This window comes from Cecembia calidifontis (assembly GCF_004216715.1).
Lineage (GTDB): Bacteria > Bacteroidota > Bacteroidia > Cytophagales > Cyclobacteriaceae > Cecembia_A > Cecembia_A calidifontis.
In genome coordinates, this window is sequence record NZ_SGXG01000001.1 from 1712427 (window position 1) to 1732790 (window position 20364).

At 43.1% G+C, this 20364-nt stretch carries 10 protein-coding genes; 8 read left to right on the forward strand and 2 right to left on the reverse strand.

What is annotated here, in order from left to right; translation table 11 throughout:
- The first annotated feature begins 267 nt into the window (after positions 1–267).
- The 8 genes from BC751_RS07450 to rsmG all read left to right on the forward strand — a co-directional run bounded on the left by BC751_RS07450 (position 268) and on the right by rsmG (position 17925).
- On the forward strand, positions 268–3303 hold the full coding sequence (locus tag BC751_RS07450) for a SusC/RagA family TonB-linked outer membrane protein (RefSeq protein WP_130274996.1): 3036 nt from the start codon (positions 268–270) through the stop codon (positions 3301–3303).
- A gap of 18 nt (positions 3304–3321) precedes the next feature.
- On the forward strand, positions 3322–4818 hold the full coding sequence (locus BC751_RS07455) for a RagB/SusD family nutrient uptake outer membrane protein (protein ID WP_130274997.1): 1497 nt from the start codon (positions 3322–3324) through the stop codon (positions 4816–4818).
- A 108-nt stretch (positions 4819–4926) separates the two neighbouring features.
- The gene (locus BC751_RS07460) at positions 4927–8292 is read left to right on the forward strand and encodes a VCBS repeat-containing protein (protein WP_130274998.1); all 3366 of its coding nucleotides are present in this window, start codon (positions 4927–4929) and stop codon (positions 8290–8292) included.
- Positions 8293–8480: 188 nt separating this feature from the next.
- Positions 8481–9092, forward strand: coding sequence for a hypothetical protein (locus BC751_RS07465; RefSeq protein ID WP_130274999.1), 612 nt, complete (start codon positions 8481–8483; stop codon positions 9090–9092).
- On the forward strand, positions 9079–12411 hold the full coding sequence (locus tag BC751_RS07470) for a VCBS repeat-containing protein (protein ID WP_130275000.1): 3333 nt from the start codon (positions 9079–9081) through the stop codon (positions 12409–12411). The genes BC751_RS07465 and BC751_RS07470 overlap by 14 nt, the downstream gene beginning before the upstream one ends.
- Positions 12408–15671, forward strand: coding sequence for a VCBS repeat-containing protein (locus BC751_RS07475; RefSeq protein WP_130275001.1), 3264 nt, complete (start codon positions 12408–12410; stop codon positions 15669–15671). The genes BC751_RS07470 and BC751_RS07475 overlap by 4 nt, the downstream gene beginning before the upstream one ends.
- 176 nt (positions 15672–15847) lie before the next feature.
- The gene (locus BC751_RS07480) at positions 15848–17194 is read left to right on the forward strand and encodes a vanadium-dependent haloperoxidase (protein ID WP_130277528.1); all 1347 of its coding nucleotides are present in this window, start codon (positions 15848–15850) and stop codon (positions 17192–17194) included.
- A 98-nt stretch (positions 17195–17292) separates the two neighbouring features.
- Positions 17293–17925, forward strand: a complete 633-nt coding sequence (gene rsmG / locus BC751_RS07485) for a 16S rRNA (guanine(527)-N(7))-methyltransferase RsmG (RefSeq protein ID WP_130275002.1) — start codon at positions 17293–17295, stop codon at positions 17923–17925.
- Positions 17926–18095: 170 nt separating this feature from the next.
- On the opposite strand, the gene BC751_RS07490 is transcribed toward rsmG, so the two are convergent.
- Together BC751_RS07490 and glpK are read right to left on the reverse strand one after the other, a co-directional pair.
- Positions 18096–18842, reverse strand: a complete 747-nt coding sequence (locus BC751_RS07490; protein ID WP_130275003.1) for an MIP/aquaporin family protein — start codon at positions 18840–18842, stop codon at positions 18096–18098.
- Positions 18842–20332, reverse strand: coding sequence for a glycerol kinase GlpK (glpK, locus tag BC751_RS07495; RefSeq protein ID WP_130275004.1), 1491 nt, complete (start codon positions 20330–20332; stop codon positions 18842–18844). The genes BC751_RS07490 and glpK overlap by 1 nt, the downstream gene beginning before the upstream one ends.
- Between the last annotated feature and the right edge of the window lie 32 nt (positions 20333–20364).

Below are 20364 nucleotides of genomic sequence, written 5' to 3' on the forward strand. Positions count from 1 at the left end.
TTTTTTATGACCTCGATTTTCACTTTTTTAATAAAACCCAAAAATTTTAACTATTCAAAAAGTTCAAACGTTTTCGGTTGGAAATACTTTAAAGAAAATCAGGAATTTTTAACGATTAATGAAAAATACCTTTGTTCTGTTAACAGGCCTTTATCCAAAACGGCCCTGTGGCCTTTGTTAAATTTTGCAAAATAAAATTTAAACCATGATTTTAGATTTGAAATTAACTATAAAAACCAATTCGTTTTTTTCAAAACAACAAACCCTATGAGAAATTATTTACAAAAATTAAAAGCATTGTCGCTGATTACCTTGCTGATGGTATTCAGTATGGCGGCGGCATTTGCACAAGGTCGGGAGATTTCAGGAACTGTCCTGGATGCGACCTTGAAGGATCCCCTGCCTGGGGTAACGGTCCTTATAAAAGGTACGACAAGAGGTACTACTACGGATCTTGATGGTAGGTTTAGGCTTACAGTCCAGCCTGGAGATCAGGTCTTGGTTTTTTCATTTGTGGGCTTTACTACGCAGGAGTTTGCCATTGGTAACCAAAGCACATTCAATGTAGAGTTGCAGGAGGATATTCAAAGTCTTCAGGAGGCAGTGGTAATCGGTTATGGTACACAGGATAAGAAGGAAATCACCTCTGCAGTCGCTTCTGTTGGAGCAGAGCAGTTCAACAGAGGTAACTTTCCCAACCCTACGCAGTTGTTGCAAGGAAAAGTAGCCGGTCTTTCTGTAACCCGTCCAGGAGGTAACCCTAACGCTGCCCCAACACTTCGTTTGAGAGGTATCTCTTCTTTTGGTGCCACACAATCTCCCCTGATTGTTTTGGATGGTGTCATCGGTGCCTCTATCGACGCGGTCGATCCAAATGACATTGAATCTTTTGACGTATTGAAAGATGCTTCTGCAGCTGCGATCTATGGTACTAGAGGTGCTGCGGGTGTAATCTTGATCACCACCAAAAAAGGAGCGACCAAAAAAGGTATTTCTTCAGTGACCATCAATAGCTTCGGTTCTGCAGAACAGGCTACCAATCTTATTCCGGTTCTTTCCGCAAGAGAGTTTGTTGAAAGGGGTGGTGTTGACTTTGGACACAATACCAACTGGAGAGATGAAATACTTCAAACTGCCTACAATGGTACTGTTAACGCTTCTGTAACAGGAGGATTTGAAAACACTTCTTTCCTAGCCTCTGTCAACTACCGTAACAATGACGGTGTGGTGATTGGAACCAACAGAGAAACTTTGAATACCAGGTTCAATTTGAATCACGGTGCTTTGAACAACAGGTTGAGAATGAATCTTAATTTGGCGTTTACAAACACTGATGGAACCAATGTGAATGAGGAAGCAGTGCGCTATGCGACCATTTATAACCCAACTGCTCCGATTTTTGAAAGAGATTTCAATCCTGCCGGTGAGACTGCTGCCCAAAGGGAAGCCAGATTGACCAATGCAAACAGAAATTTTGGAGGCTATTTCCAAAGATCGCTGTTTGACTTTTTCAACCCAGTGGCTTTGATCAATCAGCAAAGGTTTACTGACAATTTCCAGAATGCGCTTTATTCTTATAGGTTAGAGTTTGATTTAACAGATAAAATTACGATTGCTTCCCAGTTTTCTCAGGACAGATGGACTAGAAAAAATACCAGCTTCTTCTCCAGACAGGATTTCCAGACTGGTTTTGGTAGGTTTGGACAGGCCGGTCAAAATGTAGAAAGCAGAAATACTACAGTTTGGAACGGAACTGTACGTTTCGAAGATGAAATTGCTGATAGGTTGAACTTCACCTTCTTATTGGGTGGTGAGACCCAGATTTTTGAAGAAAGCAGGCTATGGGCAGCATCTACCAGGTTCCTGTTTGACCAAGGGCCGAACAACTTAGGTGCCGGTGGTTTAAGATTTGGTCCAGGTACAGATTTAAGGTCTGAGGCCCAGAGATCCGTATTGAATTCATTGTTTGGTAGGGCAAACTTCAATTACAATAATACTTATTTCTTCTCTGCATCCTTAAGGGCTGAAACATTCTCCGGCTTCGGTAGAGAAAATCAAACAGGTCTTTTCCCAGCATTAAGTGCCGGTGCTGACTTTACCCAAATTTTTGATATGGGTATTTTTAACCAGTTCAAACCAAGAGCTTCATTTGGTGTGGTAGGTCAGTTGCCTCCATCCCCAACTTTGGCTTTGGGTGTGTTTGGAAATGGGAACAGAATCCCTTTGAACCCTGATGATCCGGTTAACTCTGTCTTTGTGGGTATCAATCAATTGTCAAACCCCAACCCTCAGTTGAAATGGGAGACTACCCGTGAATTTACTGTAGGATTGGACTTTGGCCTTTGGAACGGTAAGGTAACCGGTCAGATGGACTATTACAGAAGGAGAATTGCGGATTTGATTTTCAATGTTGAGGTGCCCATTGGAGCTCCTAACGAATTCTTCCCTGGCAACTTCTACACAGCGCCTACTATTTGGGCCAATTTGGCTGACTTGACTTCTGGAGGTTTTGAATTTTTGACAAGCGTGAACAACATCAATCTGGGGAATGGTATCAATTGGACACCTAGCTTGAATTTCACAATTTACCAAAGAGCAAGAATTGGAAATATTGGAGTTGGTTCAATCGGTCTTCCTGAAATCAGGAGAGCTACCCCCGGAGCTCCGGGCCAGAACAATAACCCAATTGTTTGGAACAAAGAAGGCCAAAGGGTAGGTGACTTTTGGGGTCCAAGGTTATTGGGCCTAACAGAAGGAGGGGAATATATCCTTTCAGGTGAAAACCCTGATGAATTTGAAAGGTTGGGTAACGGTTTACCAACAGGGGACTTTGGATTTTCGAACTCATTCACCTATGGTAATTGGGATTTGAACTTCCTGGCAAGGGGTAGCTTTGGTCACCTGATTTACAATTCTTTTAGGGGCTTCTATGAAAATGCGGATGGGGCATCCAATACTTGGAATTCCGTCTTAACACGAAACACTCCAACCAATCCATTGGTTACATCTACACCAACTTTCTCTGATTTGTATTTGGAACGTGGGGATTTTATTAGGTTGGATAACCTTCAAATAGGTTACAACTTTCCTACAAGGTCAGCTAACCTAAACAATTTAAGGGTTTATGGTGGTGTGCAAAATCTCTTTACCATTACTCAGTTCTCTGGTGTAGATCCTGAGGTGAGATGGGAAGATACTCCTGATGCATTTACGAGAGATCCATTAGCTCCGGGTCTGGAAAGAAGAAACACTTACTTCTTACCGAGAATTTGGACTATGGGATTAACACTTACATTTAAATAACATAAACTCAAAAAATATATGTTACGATCGATTAAAACTTTATGTGTGGGAGGCCTGGTGGCTATGACCATGGGGTCTTGTTGGGAATTGGAGCAGGAGGTGCTTACGGGGCTTACGCAAGAGCAGTTGAATGCAAATGTTACCCCTGAGCTGATCGAGGTATTAAAGCAGTCTGCCTACGGGGCGGTTGTAGCTGCTGGATATGGGTCGCACGGAGGCCTTTACAGTATCAATGAGGTTTCTTCAGATCAAATAGCGATTCCTCAAAAAGGTGCTGACTGGGAAGACGGAGGGATTTGGCTGAGAGCACACAGACATACCTGGCTTTCTGTAGATGGTCCATATAACGGTTCATGGCAACAGGCATTCAGGATTGTTGGCGAATGTAACCTACTCTTGTCTCAGTATCCTGATTTGGAAGAGTTGGGAGCTGAACTCAGGGTATTGAGGGCATTTGGTTATCTGTTGTTGATAGACAATTTTGGTAACGTTCCTATCATAAGAGAAACTGACAGAGGAGGTGCTCCTGCCCAGAATACCAGACAAGAAGTCTTTGCTTTCATAGAAAGTTCTGTCCTTGAGAATGTGGACAAACTTACTAAAAACAATACCAGGAATAACCTGAATTATTGGACAGCCCACATGATTTTGGCAAAATTGTACCTCAACGCTGAAGTCTATACGGGAACTGCCAGGTGGGCAGATGCAGAGAGGGTATTGGATGTAATTATCAATGAAGGGCCATATTCTTTATCGCCTAATTTCTTCAGTAATTTTGCTTCCAACAACTCCAACTCTCCTGAGAATATGTTTACGATTCCTTATGATGCAAACAATGCTGAAGGTTTCAACATTCATCAAATGACTTTCCATTACAGCTCCCAGCAGACGTTCGAGTTGCAGGAACAGCCTTGGAATGGATATGTAGCGTTGGAAGAGTTTTACAACAGTTATGAAGATGGAGATGTTCGCAAAGCCAGCTTGAGAGAAGGACCACAGTTCAGATCTGATGGGGTTACACCTATTATTGATGACGCTGTTGAAGCGACTGACCCGGATGGCCCTGAAATCAACTTTACTCCGTTTATTAACCAATTAGCTCCAAATGCTTGGAGACAGGCAGGAACAAGGATCAACAAATTTGAGATCCCATTGGGCTCTGCGCCAAGCTTAAACAATGACTTCCCAATCTATAGGTATGCGGATGTGTTATTGATGAAAGCAGAGGCCGCCTGGAGACAAGGAAACAATGCTGTTGCCTTACAATTTGTCAATCAATTAAGGGACCGAGCAAATGTACCTCCGCTTACTACCATCAATGCTGACGTATTGTTGGCAGAAAGGGGGAGAGAGTTATTTGCCGAGGGTCATAGAAGATCCGACTTGATCCGATTTGGCAGGTTCAATGCTCCTTGGTGGGAAAAGGCAGCTTCTCAACCTTTCAGAAATCTGTTTCCAATTCCTGAGAACCAGTTGCAGGCCAATCCTAACTTGAGACAAAACCCAGGTTATTAATCCTTTGGTCTATATAATTTCAAAAAGAAGTGCACCACCGTGCGCTTCTTTTTAATTTTGGGGCATTCATAAATAAATGAATAAAATTGACACAAACCTGGCAGGTTTATGAAATTGGCTTTCCCGAAGTATTTTAGTATTCCCAAATTGCATACGCTTAATTCAAAAGAAACTTTGATTCGCCCGATTTCCATAATTCTTTTTCTACTTACAATATCTTCTTGTTCCAAGAAGGAGAAAAACCCTATGCTTTTTGAGCTGATGGACAAATCTTGGACGGGCGTTGATTTTAGGAATGATCTGGAATACAATGAAAAATTTAATCCATATACTTTCAGAAACTTTTACAACGGAGCAGGGGTAGCTTTGGGAGATATCAATAATGATGGTCTGGTGGATATTTTTTTGGCAGGGAATCAGACCTCCAACAAGCTTTTCCTCAACAAAGGAAATTTCCAATTTGAAGACATTACCGAAAAGGCTGGTTTGGCTGTTCCAGGTATCTGGTCAACGGGTGTTTCCATGGCGGATGTTAATGGGGATGGACTTTTGGACATATATATCTGCAAATCAGGTCCATTGGGAGGGCCGGAGCGTCATAATTCACTTTACATCAATAATGGTGACCTGACCTTTACTGAAATGGCAAAGGAATTTGGCATTGCTGATGAAGGCCTTTCCCAACATGCAGTTTTTTTTGATTTTGACAAAGACGGGGATCTGGATATGTATTTGTTGAACAACTCTGCCAGATCCATCGGAATCAATGATTTAAGAATTGGGCAAAGGGATATCAGGGACCCATTTGGAGGAAATAAACTGTACAGAAATGAGGGAGGTCGATTTGTCGATGTCAGTGAGGAAGCCGGAATATATGGATCAGCCATAGGCTATGGACTTGGTGTTACCGTCGCAGATCTCAATAGAGATGGTTGGCCGGATCTTTACGTTTCCAATGATTTTTTTGAAAAAGATTACCTGTACATTAACAATGGGGATGGGACTTTTACAGAGGCTTTGGAAGAAATGATCACAGAGATCAGCATGGGTTCCATGGGTGCCGATATTGCAGACCTGAACAACAATGGATGGCAAGATATTTTTGTCACGGAGATGTTGCCTGCTACTTTGGACAGGGTAAAAACCAAAACACCTTTTGAAGATTGGGATAAATACCAGGCCAATGTCAAGGCAGGGTATTTCCATCAGTTTACCCGAAATACCCTGCAGAGAAACCTGGGATTTCAACCCGGTTCTAATCTTCCATACTTTATAGATGTATCCAGACAATCAGGGGTACATGCCACAGATTGGTCTTGGGGAGCTTTGATTTTCGATGCAGATAATGATGGATGGAAGGATATTTTTGTGGCCAATGGAATTGTAAAAGACCTAACAGACTTTGATTATGTCGATTATTATGTCAACAATCAAAATCTCATTGCCCAGTTTAAAAGAGATTCTGTATTACTCACCAAGATGATCGACGAGTTTCCTTCCAATCCTTTGAGGAACTACCTCTTCAAAAACTTGGGGGATTTTCGGTTTGAAGACATCGCGGGAACTGCCGGAATGGACCAACTCACATTTTCTACAGGCGCAGCCTACGCTGACCTCGACAATGATGGGGATCTGGACTTGGTGGTCAATAACCTCAATGGGGAAGTTTTTTTGTTTAAAAATAATAGCCGTGAGATTAATGGATATCACTTTCTGCAATTGGATCTCTCCGGTCAATTTGGTGCTCAGGTAACCCTATTTAAGGATGAGCGCTTGTTTTTTGCCGAACATAATCCTGTAAAAGGATACATGTCCTCTGTGGATCATCGATTACATTTCGGTTTGGGGAAAATTGACCGGCTGGACTCAGTCCATATTCTTTGGCCCAACGGTAAACTTACTGTGATCAAAGATGTTGTGGCTGACCAAATTTTGGTTTTGGATCAAGAGTCTGCTACAGAAAACAAGGGTATATTAAAAGTACCTTTCTTTCCATCAGTATTAAAGAAATCGCAGGCCCGTATTCCCTGGAGACATCAGGAAAGTGATTTTGTAGATTTTGACAGGGACAGGTTGCGCTTCCATATGATTTCGAATGAAGGCCCCAAGCTGGCTATTGCGGACATCAATGGTGATGGATTGGATGATGTCTTTTTACCCGGGGCAAAGGGACAAGCCTCTGTTATTCTCATGCAGCATGCTAATGGTGATTTTATTGTCCATCAAATTTTTGAGGAAGACCAATTGTCCGAAGATGTGGGTGGGGTGTTTTTTGATGCTAATGGTGATGGGTTATTGGATTTGTATGTCCTAAGTGGAAGTTTGGAGTTTGGAAGCAGCAATCCCAATTACCAGGACAGGTTGTATATCAACAATGGCAGAGGGAAATTTGAGAGGAAGGTGGATTACTTACCCATGCGTTTTGAGAGTTCTTCCTTTGTCCGGGTGTTTGATCATAATGGGGATAAGGCTCCTGATTTATTGGTAGGTACCAGGACAATTCCATTTGCTTATGGTATCGCGGGAGACGTAGTGATATTGGAAAACCAAGGAGATGGTAAATTCGTGGATAAGACCAATGAGATAGCGCCGGGCTTAAGGGGGTTGGGCATGACCCGGGATGCTTGGGTCGGAGACCTGAATGGGGATGGGATGGAAGAATTGGTCATTGTGGGGGAGTGGATGCCAATAAAGGTTTTTAAAAAGAAGGACGGAAATTATCGGGATATATCTGTGGAGTTTGGATTTGAAAATACCAGTGGATTATGGAATACCATTCATGTAGCAGATTTAAATGGGGACGGAATACCTGATGTATTGCTGGGGAATATGGGAACTAATACCCGATTGAGAGCGAATGCAACTGAACCCATGCGCTTATATGTCAATGATTTTGACCGCAATGGGAGTATCGAGCAGATATTGACACAATATGAATCAGGGATGTCTTATCCCATGGTTCTTAAAAATGCTTTGTTGAAGCAATTGCCCGGTTTAAGAAAACAACTGTTGTCTTACGATATTTATAAGGACAAAAAAATGGAGGATCTTTTTCCTCCGGAAATACTTGGTCAAAGTAAGGTATTGCAGGTTCAAACTTTGGAGACTGCAGTTTTTCTAAATCAGGGGGATGGAAAATTTGTCAAAGGCTCATTGCCACAACTGGTACAAAGCAGTCCTGTCTATGCCATAAACACATGGAAAGATGAAAAAGGAAAACTTCACTTATTTCTAGGCGGAAACCAATCCAGGATTAAACCGGAATTGGGTGTCAATATGGGGAGTTATGGCTGGCATCTGACAGGAGAAGACGTGCATTCACTCCAGGTAGTCCCGGCTGATCAATCCGGTTTTTATATAAAAGGAGAAATCAGAGATATACAACTTATTCAAACAGCTAAGGGCACAGCCCTGATGGTAGCAAAAAATAATGATGAGGTAGAATTATTTGAAATGCCAGATCAAAGGGATTAAGTTTGGAAAGTGTTTAGCTTTCTTTTTGTAATAAATGAAAAGGATTGTTGACCTTACCAAATTCCAGTAGATTCATTCCTGATTTCACTGACCTGAAATCTTGATTGAAAAAAGTTTCATTGATCGAATTGGAAGCCGAATGGCTTTGGCGATAAATGATTGAAGTACAAAAATTGATAAAAGAAAGGATGCGTAAGATTAGAATTGAAAAGATGAAAGGCGGTATGTTGATGATGGGGTTCATGAGTCTGATGCTGCTTGCTTGTCAACCTAAATCGGAGTACCAAAAAGTGAAAGAAAGAGAACTTGCTTCTGGAAAAGTGGTAGAGGATCTTTTTCTGGATTTAAGGTTTGGTATGGGCAGAAAACAGTTTTATGGCACCTGTTGGGAGCTCAACAAAAAAGGTATTTTAACTAACGGTGCGCATCATTTACAGGTTCAGTATAAGCCCTCCATGCCATCAGGAAAAGAAGCATTGATGCATTTTTATCCTCAATTTGAGGATAATCAGCTGTTTTTTATGCCTATGGAGTTCAATTATCCAAGTTGGTTTCCAGGCAATGAAGAATATTCCAATGACAAGTTGTTGGAGGATGTTTTGGGCTTGTTAACAGGATGGTATGGCGAAGGCTTTTTTGAGGTAAGCAATAAGGAAAAAACCATTACTGCATTTGTAAAAATAGATGGTAACCGCCTGATCAGGGTTTTCAAAAAAGATCTCACCTCGGTAAGAGTTGAAATGCTTGACCTTAGGGTCAGGGATATTTCAGAAATGAACAAAAAAGATGAAGCAGCTTAATAAATATATATTTCTGGGAAGCTTGCTTTCCGCACTTCTGGTTTCCTGTACAAAAAAAGGAAAACCTGACAATGATTTTTTATTCGAGAAAGTAAGCTCTTCCCATTCTGGGGTTGACTTCCGCAATGACCTGGAATTTGATGAGAAGTTCAATATTTTCACCTACAGGAATTTTTATAATGGTGGTGGAGTTGCCCTTGGCGATGTCAACAACGACGGATTGATCGACATTTACTTTACTTCAAATCAGGGAGAAAACAAACTCTACCTGAATGAAGGGGATTTTAAATTCAGGGATGTAACTGCTGAAGCCGGAGTCGCAGGCACAAGGGCCTGGAGTACGGGGGTAGCTATGGCCGATGTCAATGGAGATGGTTGGCTGGATATTTATGTCTGCAATTCAGGAGATATCAAAGGTGACAACAAACAAAATGAATTATTTATCAACAATGGCGATGGGACTTTTACAGAAATGGCCGAGGCCTATGGATTGGCTGATCAGGGATTTTCTACCCACGCTGTTTTTTTTGATTATGACAATGACGGTGACCTGGATGTGTATTTACTGAACAATAGCTATCAGGCCATCGGCAGCTTCAATAAAATGCAGAATGAAAGGCCTAGAAGGGATCCTGTGGGCGGGGATAAGTTGTTCAGGAATGATGGGGACAAATTTACAGATGTATCTGAGGAAGCGGGTATTTATGGTTCTGTAATTGGTTTTGGTTTGGGTATCACCATCGGTGATGTCAACCGGGACGGTTGGATGGATATTTTTATTTCCAATGATTTCTTTGAAAGAGATTACCTGTACATCAACAATCAGGACGGTACTTTTACGGAGAGTCTGACTGATTATATGCGTTCCACTTCTGCTGCCTCTATGGGGGCAGATATTGCGGATATCGACAACAATGGATATTTGGATATTTTTGTAACGGAAATGCTGCCGGAGCCTCCCCAAAGACTGAAGCAGATTACCACTTTTGAAAGCTGGGACAAATTCCAGTTCAATGTACAGCATGGTTACCATTATCAGTACACACGCAATATGCTCCATATCAATAACGGGGATGGTACATTTACGGATATGGGCCGCTTGGCCAATGTGGAGGCCACGGATTGGAGTTGGGCGGCGCTGATGTTCGATATGGACAATGATGGGCTGAAAGATATTTTTGTGGCCAACGGTATCTATCAAGATCTGACAGATCTGGATTATCTGAATTTTATCGATAATGAGCAGACCAAAAGGGCCATCATTTCCCAAGATGGAGTGGATTACAGGAAATTGGTAGATCCTATGCCTGTCAATCCTATTTCCAATTATGCCTTCAAAAACAAAGGTAACCTGGAATTTGAAAATGTCATACACCAATGGGGCATGGGAGACCCGGTACATTCCAATGGTTCAGCCTATGGGGATCTGAACAATGATGGGGCTATGGACCTGGTGATCAACAATGTAAACAGCGAAGCACTTATCTTCAAAAACAAAAGCCCGGAGCTTCAGCCTGAAAATCATTACCTGAAAATCCAATTGAAGGGGAAAGGGAAAAATACTTTCGCTATTGGCACACAGGTTCGTTTATTGATTGGGGATCAGCAATTGTATCAGGAGCAAATACCCAACAGGGGCTTTCAGTCCTCCATCGATCCACGTTTGAATTTTGGTTTGGGAAAAGCTCAAAGAATTGATGAAATCCAGGTAAGGTGGCCTGATGGGAAGGTGACCATTTTGGAGGACGTTGAAGCCAATCAGTCATTGGTTTTGAGCTGGGAAGAAGCTCAAGAAGCTCCGTCTGGTTTTGTTTTTTTCAAGGAACCTGAAGCTCAGATTTTTCAAAAAGCGGCATCCAAAGGGATCTTGGATTTTGTGCATAGGGAAAACCAATTCATAGACTTTGACAGAGATAGACTGACCTATCATATGCTATCCACGGAAGGGCCGAAAGCAATTTTTGGGGATGTCAATGGTGATGGTTTGGAGGATGTTTACCTAGGTGGAGCCAAAGGCTTTCCCGGTCAGCTTTTTCTACAGCAGTCCAATGGAACCATGAAAAAATCAGAACAGGAAGCTTTTGTTGCGGACCGTTTTTCAGAGGATACCCATGGGGTTTTCCATGATTTCAATGGGGATGGTCACCTGGACCTGTTTGTGACCTCAGGAGGGAATGAATCCGGATTCGGGGCTTTGGATCTTTCGGATCGCCTTTATTTGAATGATGGTAAAGGCAATTTTACCAAGTCCGAAAACAGCGGGCTTTTGAATTTTAAAAACAGCAGTTCGGTAGTCCGGCTAATCGATGTCAATGGGGATGGTATCATGGATCTTTTTGTTGGTTCTAGGCTTGTACCCTTTTTATATGGAGTCAATCCAAGTTCCCAAATTCTGATTTCAGACGGGAAAGGAACATTTAGGGACGGGACAGCTGAATATGCCCCCTCCCTGAAAGAAATAGGAATGGTCACAGATGCCGCAGTGGCAGATTATGATGGTGATGGAAAGGAGGATTTGATTTTGGTAGGCGAATGGATGGCGCCGACTTTCCTGAGAAATACAGGGAAGGGTCTTGAGAAAATAGCCATGCCGGAAATGGAAGCCTTCAAAGGTTGGTACCAGGCAATAAATACAGGAGATTTCAATGGAGACGGTAAACCTGATTTCGTCCTGGGAAATCATGGTTTGAATACACGCTTCAAAGCCAGTCTGGAAAGACCCATCAGGATGTTCGTCAATGATTTTGACCAAAATGGTTCAGTAGAGCATCTATATGTTCAAAAAGAAGGTGGGAGGCATGTGCCCTTTACCCTGAAGCACCAATTGGAACAGCAAGTGCCATCTATCAAAAAACGGTTTTTGAAATACAGCGCTTACAATGACAAGTACATGGAGGATATTTTCACACCTCAGGAACTCAAAAATGCTGTAATGCAGGAAGTAAATTTCCTTTCTTCTGCAGTTTTGATCAATCAGGGAGAAGGGCAGTTTGAGGTAAAAGCTTTGCCAAGAGAGGTGCAGCGGAGCTGGATGTACGCGATATTGGTCACAGACCTCAATGGTGATGGGGCTGAGGACTTGATTTTGGCAGGTAATCTAAGTGGTGCCAAGCCGGAAGTCGGACAATATGATGGTAGCTACGGGGAGGTTCTGATAGGGGATGGTAAAGGAAATTTCACTTATATCCCCAATAGGGAACATGGGCTTCAGCTCCATGGTGATATAAGGGATTTGCAAATCGTAAAATTGAAAGGAGTCAAAATGCTGATGGTGGTAAAGAACAATGCGCCGCTTGAGTTTTGGAAAGTTAAGGAATGAGGGGTTTTTACATTTTTCTATTGGTATTTATTGGAGGGGTAGCTTGTTCCAAACCCAAGAAGGAAAGCCTTTTTACATTGCTCTCTTCGGAAGTGACAGGGATAGATTTTAGCAATAACCTGATTTCTTCCGAAGAAATGAACATCCTGGAATACCTCTATTTTTACAATGGGGGAGGGGTTGCCCTGGGTGACATCAATAATGATGGATTGGTGGATATTTATTTCTCCTCCAATCAAGGGGAGAATAAACTGTATTTGAATAAAGGTAATTTCCAGTTTGAGGACATTACTGCTTCAGCAGGTGTATCAGGAGAGGGAGGCTGGTCCACTGGGGTGACCATGGCAGACGTAAATGGAGATGGTTTTTTGGATATTTATGTCTGTCAAGTAGGCGATTATAAAGGACTTACAGGGAAAAACAAGCTTTATATCAATAATGGGGACCTCACTTTTTCTGAGCAGGCAGCGGATTATGGGATAGATTTTGTAGGTTTTTCTACCCATGCAGTTTTCTTTGATTATGACAATGACGGGGATTTGGACCTGTATTTATTGAACCATTCCATCAAAAAGCCAGAGGTTTTTTCCCACGCAGACTCCAAGTTTACCAACCAAGATGAGAAAGGAGGGGATAAGCTCTTCAAAAGCTTGGTATCCCAAGGGGAACTTCGTATGGTGGAGGTGACCCAGGAAGCGGGCATCCTTTCTTCCAGTTTGGGTTTTGGATTGGGAGTTGGAATTGCGGATGTGAATAGGGACGGATGGATGGATCTTTATGTCTCCAATGATTTTACGGAAGATGACTACCTGTATATCAACCAAGGGGATGGGACTTTTAAAGAGTCACTTAGGGAGTATATAGAAAACACAAGTCGGTACAGCATGGGCAATGACCTGGCGGACATTAACAATGATGGCCTGACGGACATTTTTACCACGGATATGTTGCCTCAGGATCCTGAGATATGGATGAAGTCAGTGGGGGAGGACAAACAAGAAGTTTTTGATGTCAAAAAGAGGCTGGGTTATGGAGACCAGTATGTGAGGAATCATTTACAACTCAACAGGGGTGATGGTAAGTTCAGCGAAATTGGCTTACTGACTAGAACCTATGCGACTGATTGGAGTTGGTCCCCTTTGATTTTTGACATGGACAATGATGGCTTCAAGGATATCCATGTGACCAATGGCATTGTCAAAAGACCCAATGACCTGGATTTTATTCAATACAGTCAGGAACCAACGCCGGGTTTGACCGAAAAAGAGATCCAAAAAAGGCAGATAGATATGCTTCCCACGGTCAAGCTGTCCAATGTTGTTTTTCAAAATAAGGGCAACCTTGAATTTGAACAGGTGGCCAAACATTGGGGTTTGGATCAACTGAGTTATTCCAATGGTTCTGCCTATGCCGACCTGGACAATGATGGTGACTTGGATTTAGTGATCAACAATACCGATCAGCCTGCATTTATTTACAGGAATAATTCCGAGAGATTGGGCCATCACTTTGTGCAGTTTGAGCTTAAAGGTGATCGGGCCAATCTGAATGGCATTGGGGCGCAAGTTTGGGTAATGGCCGCCGGAGAAACTTACCATCAAGTATTGAGTACATCTAGGGGGTTTCAGTCAGGGACCTCTACTGTTTTGACTTTTGGCTTGGGTAAGGCGGAGGAGATTGAGGTGGTATATGTGGACTGGGGCGCAGAAGAAGTGGAAAATTATGGATCGCTTGGCATCAACCAAAGGCATCAACTGGTCAAAGGACAAGGTGAAAAGTCGGAGTTGCCAAAAGGAAAAGTTTCCCATGTTTTAGAAATTGTTGATTTGGGACTGGATTGGGAACATGAAGAAAACCTGGAGATTGATGAATTCAGGAGGGAATACCTCATGCCGAGACGTTACGGGATGGAAGGGCCTGCTTTGGCAGTTGGGGATATCAATGGGGATGGCTTGGATGATATCTACCTTGGCGGGGCCAAAGGGCAGGCAGCGGCCATTTATTTGCAGCAGCAAGGGGGAAGCTTTCTCCGGTTGGAAAATCCAATGTTTGAGCAGCTCAAAATGGCCGAGGATGTGGTAGCCGAATTTGTTGACCTAAATGGAGATGGTTATTTGGATCTGTATGTGGGAAGTGGTGGAAATGAATTTCTATCTGGAGAGATTTTCAATTTTGACAGGGTATTTTTAAACGATGGAAAGGGGAATCTTAGGTTCTCCATGAATTCCCTTCCACCGATTGGAGAAAATACTTCTACGGTCGCTTTCCATGATGTGAACGGGGATGGGGCCATGGATATTTTCGTTGGCAGTTCTGTGGTTACCGGGAACTATGGTGCGGTGCCAAAGTCTTATTTGTTGATCAATGACGGGAATGGAAGGTTCAAAGACATGACTTCTCAGTACTTTGGGGAGGATTTCAGGCCGGGGATGGTACAGAAATCCCTATGGCATGATATCACTGGGGATGAAGAGAAAGAACTGCTCATAGCTGGAGAGTGGATGCCAGTGAGGGCTTTCCAAAAGCAATCTGATGGATCTTTTAAAGAAATAATGCCTTTGGCTCCATCAGGGTGGTATTATGGAATGGAGGTTTTTAGCCATGGGGGAGAGGATAAAGGAATTCTTTTAGGGAATTTGGGCCTGAATACTAAATTGAAAGCTTCTGAAAAAGAGTCTGTTCAACTTTATCATGGGGATTTTGATGGCAATGGGCAGGAGGATCCTTTGGTCTTTCATTATATGGAGGGATATTTGGTGCCATTTGCTTCAAGGGATGACCTGATTCGTCAGATTCCTGGCCTAAAAAGGAGGCATGAAAGTTATGTCCGGTATGCTCAAGTAAAAGAGCCTTTGGGCTTGTTGGAAAAAGAGCAAATAGCTCAGGCTAACATCAAAAAGGCAGAGGAATTCCGTTCCTTTTTTATCCCTTTTGGGAAAAACCAATATATACCTTTGCCGATTGAAGGACAGTTCAGTCCTCTCAGGGATTTTGTGGTGTTTTCCTCAGGAGGCAGTACCTATGTATTGGGAGTGGGGAATTTTTCCGGTTTCAGGACAGATTACGGAAAGAAAATGGCCCAGCCAATTGTATTGTTCAGATGGGCAGAGGATGGATTTATTCATGAGCCATTGGGTTTTGACGCCAAAGATTTCTGGGGGGAATACAGAGGCATTAGGCAAATTGTGATTAATGGGAATGAGTATTTGGTCGCTGTTAGGAACAATCACAAGCCTGTTTTTTTTAAAGTAAAATCATGAAGAGGTAAGGTTAAATTATGTCAAAAATCATAGAATTAAACTCCCGGAAAAATCAATAATTGTTTGATTTTTCATAGTTTTGATATGGAAAAAACCACACCCGAACATCCAGATTCTACTTAATGTCAGGAATTTGTTAAATTTGAAGAAGTTAAGCTGAGTAATTGCCGAGAATGATGCGTACCATTAGAAGTTTAATCCTGGCCATAGTGTTGTTGGTAGGATTTGCCTGCCAGGAAAACCAGGACTATCAAGATATAATCACCAATGGGGATTACCAGATAGCCGCCCAATTGAAATTGACAGATGTCATCATCCATGACATCTTTTCGCCCCCTGTAGCCAGTAGGATTTATGCCTATCCATCTATTGCAGCTTTTGAAGTAGTTGCTTTGGCAGACCCTTCTTACACCTCATTAATGGGGCAATTGAATGGTTTTGAGAAAAAGGACTTCGACACTGAAGGTGAGATTTATTATCCACTTGCGGCATTGGCGGCCTACTACAAAGTGGGTACTGCCATGATTTTTTCGGAAGCATTGGTGCAGGAGCACAAGGAAAGGGCTTTTCAGGAAATCAGGAAAAAGGGAGTTCCTAAAAAAGTGTTTGAAAGGTCAGTAGCTTTGGGTGAGGAAGTAGCTGCCCATGTGATCGCCTATGCCAGAAAAGACAATTACCACGAAAGCAGGTCATTTGAAAAATATACTGTGACCAATGAGCCTTTTTCCTGGCAGCCTACACCTCCGGCCTACATGGAAGGAATAGAGCCTCATTGGAATAAAATCAGGCCTTTTGTTTTGGAACGTGCCAATCAGTTCCAATCTCCCCCACCGACGGAATTTTCTACGGATGTGAATAGTCAGTTCTACAAAGAAGCTGAGCAAGTTTTCAACACGGTGAAAAACTTGACCAAAGAGCAGAAGGATATAGCTTATTTTTGGGACTGCAATCCTTATAAAGTCAATGTTAAAGGCCATGTGATGTTTGCGGAAAAGAAAATTACCCCAGGCGGACATTGGATGGGAATTGCAGCGATTGCTTCAAAAGCAGCAGATCAGGACTGGAAAGGAACGGCTGAAACCCTCGCCTACACCAGTATTTCCATATTTGATGCCTTTATTGCCTGTTGGGACGAAAAGTATAGGAGCCGATTGATCAGGCCTGAAACCTACATCAACAAATATATCGATGAGGAGTGGTTGCCCCTGCTTCAAACTCCGCCTTTTCCTGAGCATACTAGTGGACATAGTGTGGCTTCCAATGCGGCCTCAGAAGCACTTACGAAGTTGTTTGGAGAACCCTTTTACATTTATGATTCCACTGAAGTGGCTTATGGACTTCCGATCAGGGAATTTAATTCCTTTAGGGAAGCTGCAGACGAGGCAGCTATAAGTAGGTTATATGGAGGGATTCATTTTATGCCAGCTATAGTTTATGGGTCCGAGAAGGGCAAAAGACTGGGGCAATATCTAAATGAAAAAATCAATACCAGAGGGGATAACATAGCCCATAAAAAAGAGTAAAGACTTATTTTTACCTGTTTTAAAGACCTGCCAACGAAACTTAAGCTGGCAGGTCTTTTCATTTATTTCCCTATTTTTGCGAGAAAGAAACAGATTCCATGGATATTATACTGAAGTACTTTCCGGATCTAACTGAAGACCAAAAAAATAAATTTGCCAGACTCAAGCCCCTCTATGAGGAGTGGAACGAGAAGATCAACGTGATCAGTAGGAAGGATATGGAGCATTTTTATGAAAGGCATGTGCTGCATTCCCTGGGTATTGCCAAGGTGATGGAGTTTCAGCCGGGCACCAAGGTCCTGGATATCGGAACCGGTGGTGGATTCCCCGGGATTCCTTTGGCCATCCTGTTTCCTGATTGCCATTTTCATTTGGTGGATTCTATTGGGAAAAAGATCACAGTTGTTAAGGAAGTAGCCAAAGCTTTGAAGCTATCCAATGTAGAAGCCCAGCAGACAAGGGCAGAAGATTTGGTCCGTAAATATGATTTTATCGTAAGCAGGGCGGTGACCCGATTTGCCAATTTTTATCCCTGGGTCAAAGGAAAATTCAGGAAAGAGGACTTCAATGAATTCCCCAATGGCATCTTTTTATTGAAGGGAGGGGATGTGGACGAGGAAATGGAAGAGAGGCCTGTAAGTTATGTGACCTACCATTTGGACGATTACTTCAAGGAAGAATTTTTTGATACCAAAAAAGTGGTGTATGTGCCTTGGGAGGGGAAAAGGTGATGCTGTGAAGCGAGAGGCTAGAAATTAGACATAAGACACAAGACGGGAGAAACAGGAAATGAGAGTCAAATGAGTGAAGTGAGAGGTTAGACTAAGAGACGAGAGACAAGAAGCAAGAATTTCGGAGTGAGGAAGTCGGATTTCGGAAAGGGCTTCTCGAAATCCACCTTTCAGACCATCCCCCCAACTCCCAAAAGCAAATAAATGCCCGCAGCTATGGCAGCACCAAGAATGGGCCCCAATACCGGCACCCAGCTGTAGCCCCAGTCACTGCTGCCCTTGCCTTTGATGGGTAGGATTTGGTGCATCAGTCTTGGTCCAAAGTCCCTTGCAGGGTTGATGGCATAGCCGGTAGTACCACCCATGCTAAGACCGATCACCCAGACCAAAAATGCCACCGGCAGAGCGCCAAGGGAACCCAAGCCAATCGGGGTATCATTTCCGTCCTGTATGACAGGTTCTGTTGAATATAAAATTACAATGATTAATACAGAAGTACCTACAATCTCTGAAATAAGGTTGGAGGGTAAATTACGGATCGCCGGAGCAGTTCCAAATGGAGCAAACTTCAATTCTTTATCATCCGTGGCATCAAAATGATCTTTATACACCAACCAGGCGATTCCTGAACCGAACATAGCACCTAAAATCTGGGCGAATACATAACTGGGGACATCGGCCCAAGGGAAATCTCCCGTAATGGCCAAAGCGATGCTGACTGCAGGATTCAGGTGTGCTCCACTATATGGATCGGCTACCACTACACCAATAAACACACCCAAGGCCCAAGCTGTAGTGATCACGATCCATCCACTGCCATTTCCTTTGGTTCCGTTTAAGACAACATTTGCCACCACTCCCGAACCCATTGCCAAGAGAAGAGAGGTACCCACAAATTCTGCTACAAATACATCCATTATTCTACCCAGTTTTTAGAACGTTCAACTGCCTTATGCCAAAAATGTAAAAATTTTTCTGCTTTTTCAGCATCCATTTGTGGCTCAAAGCTTTTATCCGCTTGCCAAAGGGTCTTCAGCTCTCCTTCATCTTTCCAGAATCCCACGGCAAGGCCTGCTAAGAATGCCGCTCCCAAGGCGGTGGTCTCTATGATTTTTGGTCGTTGGATCCTGCAGCCCAGGATATCGGCCTGGAACTGCATGAGAAAATTATTGGCTGTAGCCCCGCCATCCACCCTGAGTTCCTTGGTAGGTTCTCCACTGTCCTTTTCCATGGCTTTGATCACATCATAGACCTGATAGGCTATGGATTCAAGCGCTGCCCTGGTCATGTGGGCTATCGTAGTGCCTCTGGTGATCCCAAAAAAAGCTCCCCTGGCATTTTGGTCCCAATGCGGTGCTCCCAATCCAGCCAAAGCCGGAACAAAGTAAACCCCGTCGTTGTCTTCCAGGCTTACGGCCAGTTTTTCGCTTTCCTTGGCATGGCTAAAAAATTCAATTCCGTCCCGCAACCACTGGATCGCAGCTCCTCCAATAAATACCGAACCTTCCAGCGCATAATGCACTTTTCCATTAATTTCCCAGGCGATGGTAGTCAATAACTGGTTATTGGACTTGACGGGTTTTTCACCTGTGTTCATTACCAAAAAGCAACCTGTCCCATAAGTGGTTTTGGCCATTCCGGGCTGGGTACAGAGTTGGCCAAATAATGCGGCTTGCTGATCTCCTGCAATTCCCGCAATAGGGATTCTGTGGGACAGGATATCTCCGGCAGTACTTCCATATATTTCTGAGGAGGATTTTACTTCGGGTAGAATGGATGAAGGTATATCAAAAAGCTCCAATAACTCTTGGTCCCATTGTTTTTCATGGATATTGTACAGCATGGTCCTGCTGGCATTGCTGATGTCAGTGACGTGGATTTGACCGGCACTGAGTTTCCAGACCAACCAGCTGTCAACGGTACCAAAGGCCAAGTCCCCATTTTGCGCTTTTTCCCGTGCACCTTCCACATGGTCCAGGATCCATTTGATTTTGGTGGCTGAGAAGTAGGCATCCAATACCAATCCGGTTTTTTCAGCTATCATGGTTGACTTCCCTTCAGATTTCAGTTGGTCACAATAAGATGAGGTCCTTCTGTCTTGCCATACAATGGCATTGTAGATGGCTTTTCCTGTTTTCCTGTCCCAGACTATGGTGGTTTCCCGTTGGTTGGTAATTCCTATGGCTGCTAAATCCCCGGCTTTGATCCCATGATTGGCCAGGGCTTCTATCATTACAGATGATTGGCTGGACCAGATTTCCTGAGGATCATGTTCCACCCATCCTGATTTGGGGAAATGTTGCTTGAAATCCTTTTGTTCCACAGAAACAATCTGACCTGTTTTATCAAAAACTATAGCTCTGGAACTGGTAGTGCCCTGGTCAAGGGACAAGATATATTGGGACATTGGTTAATTGGTTAATTCAGTGATTGGTTAAA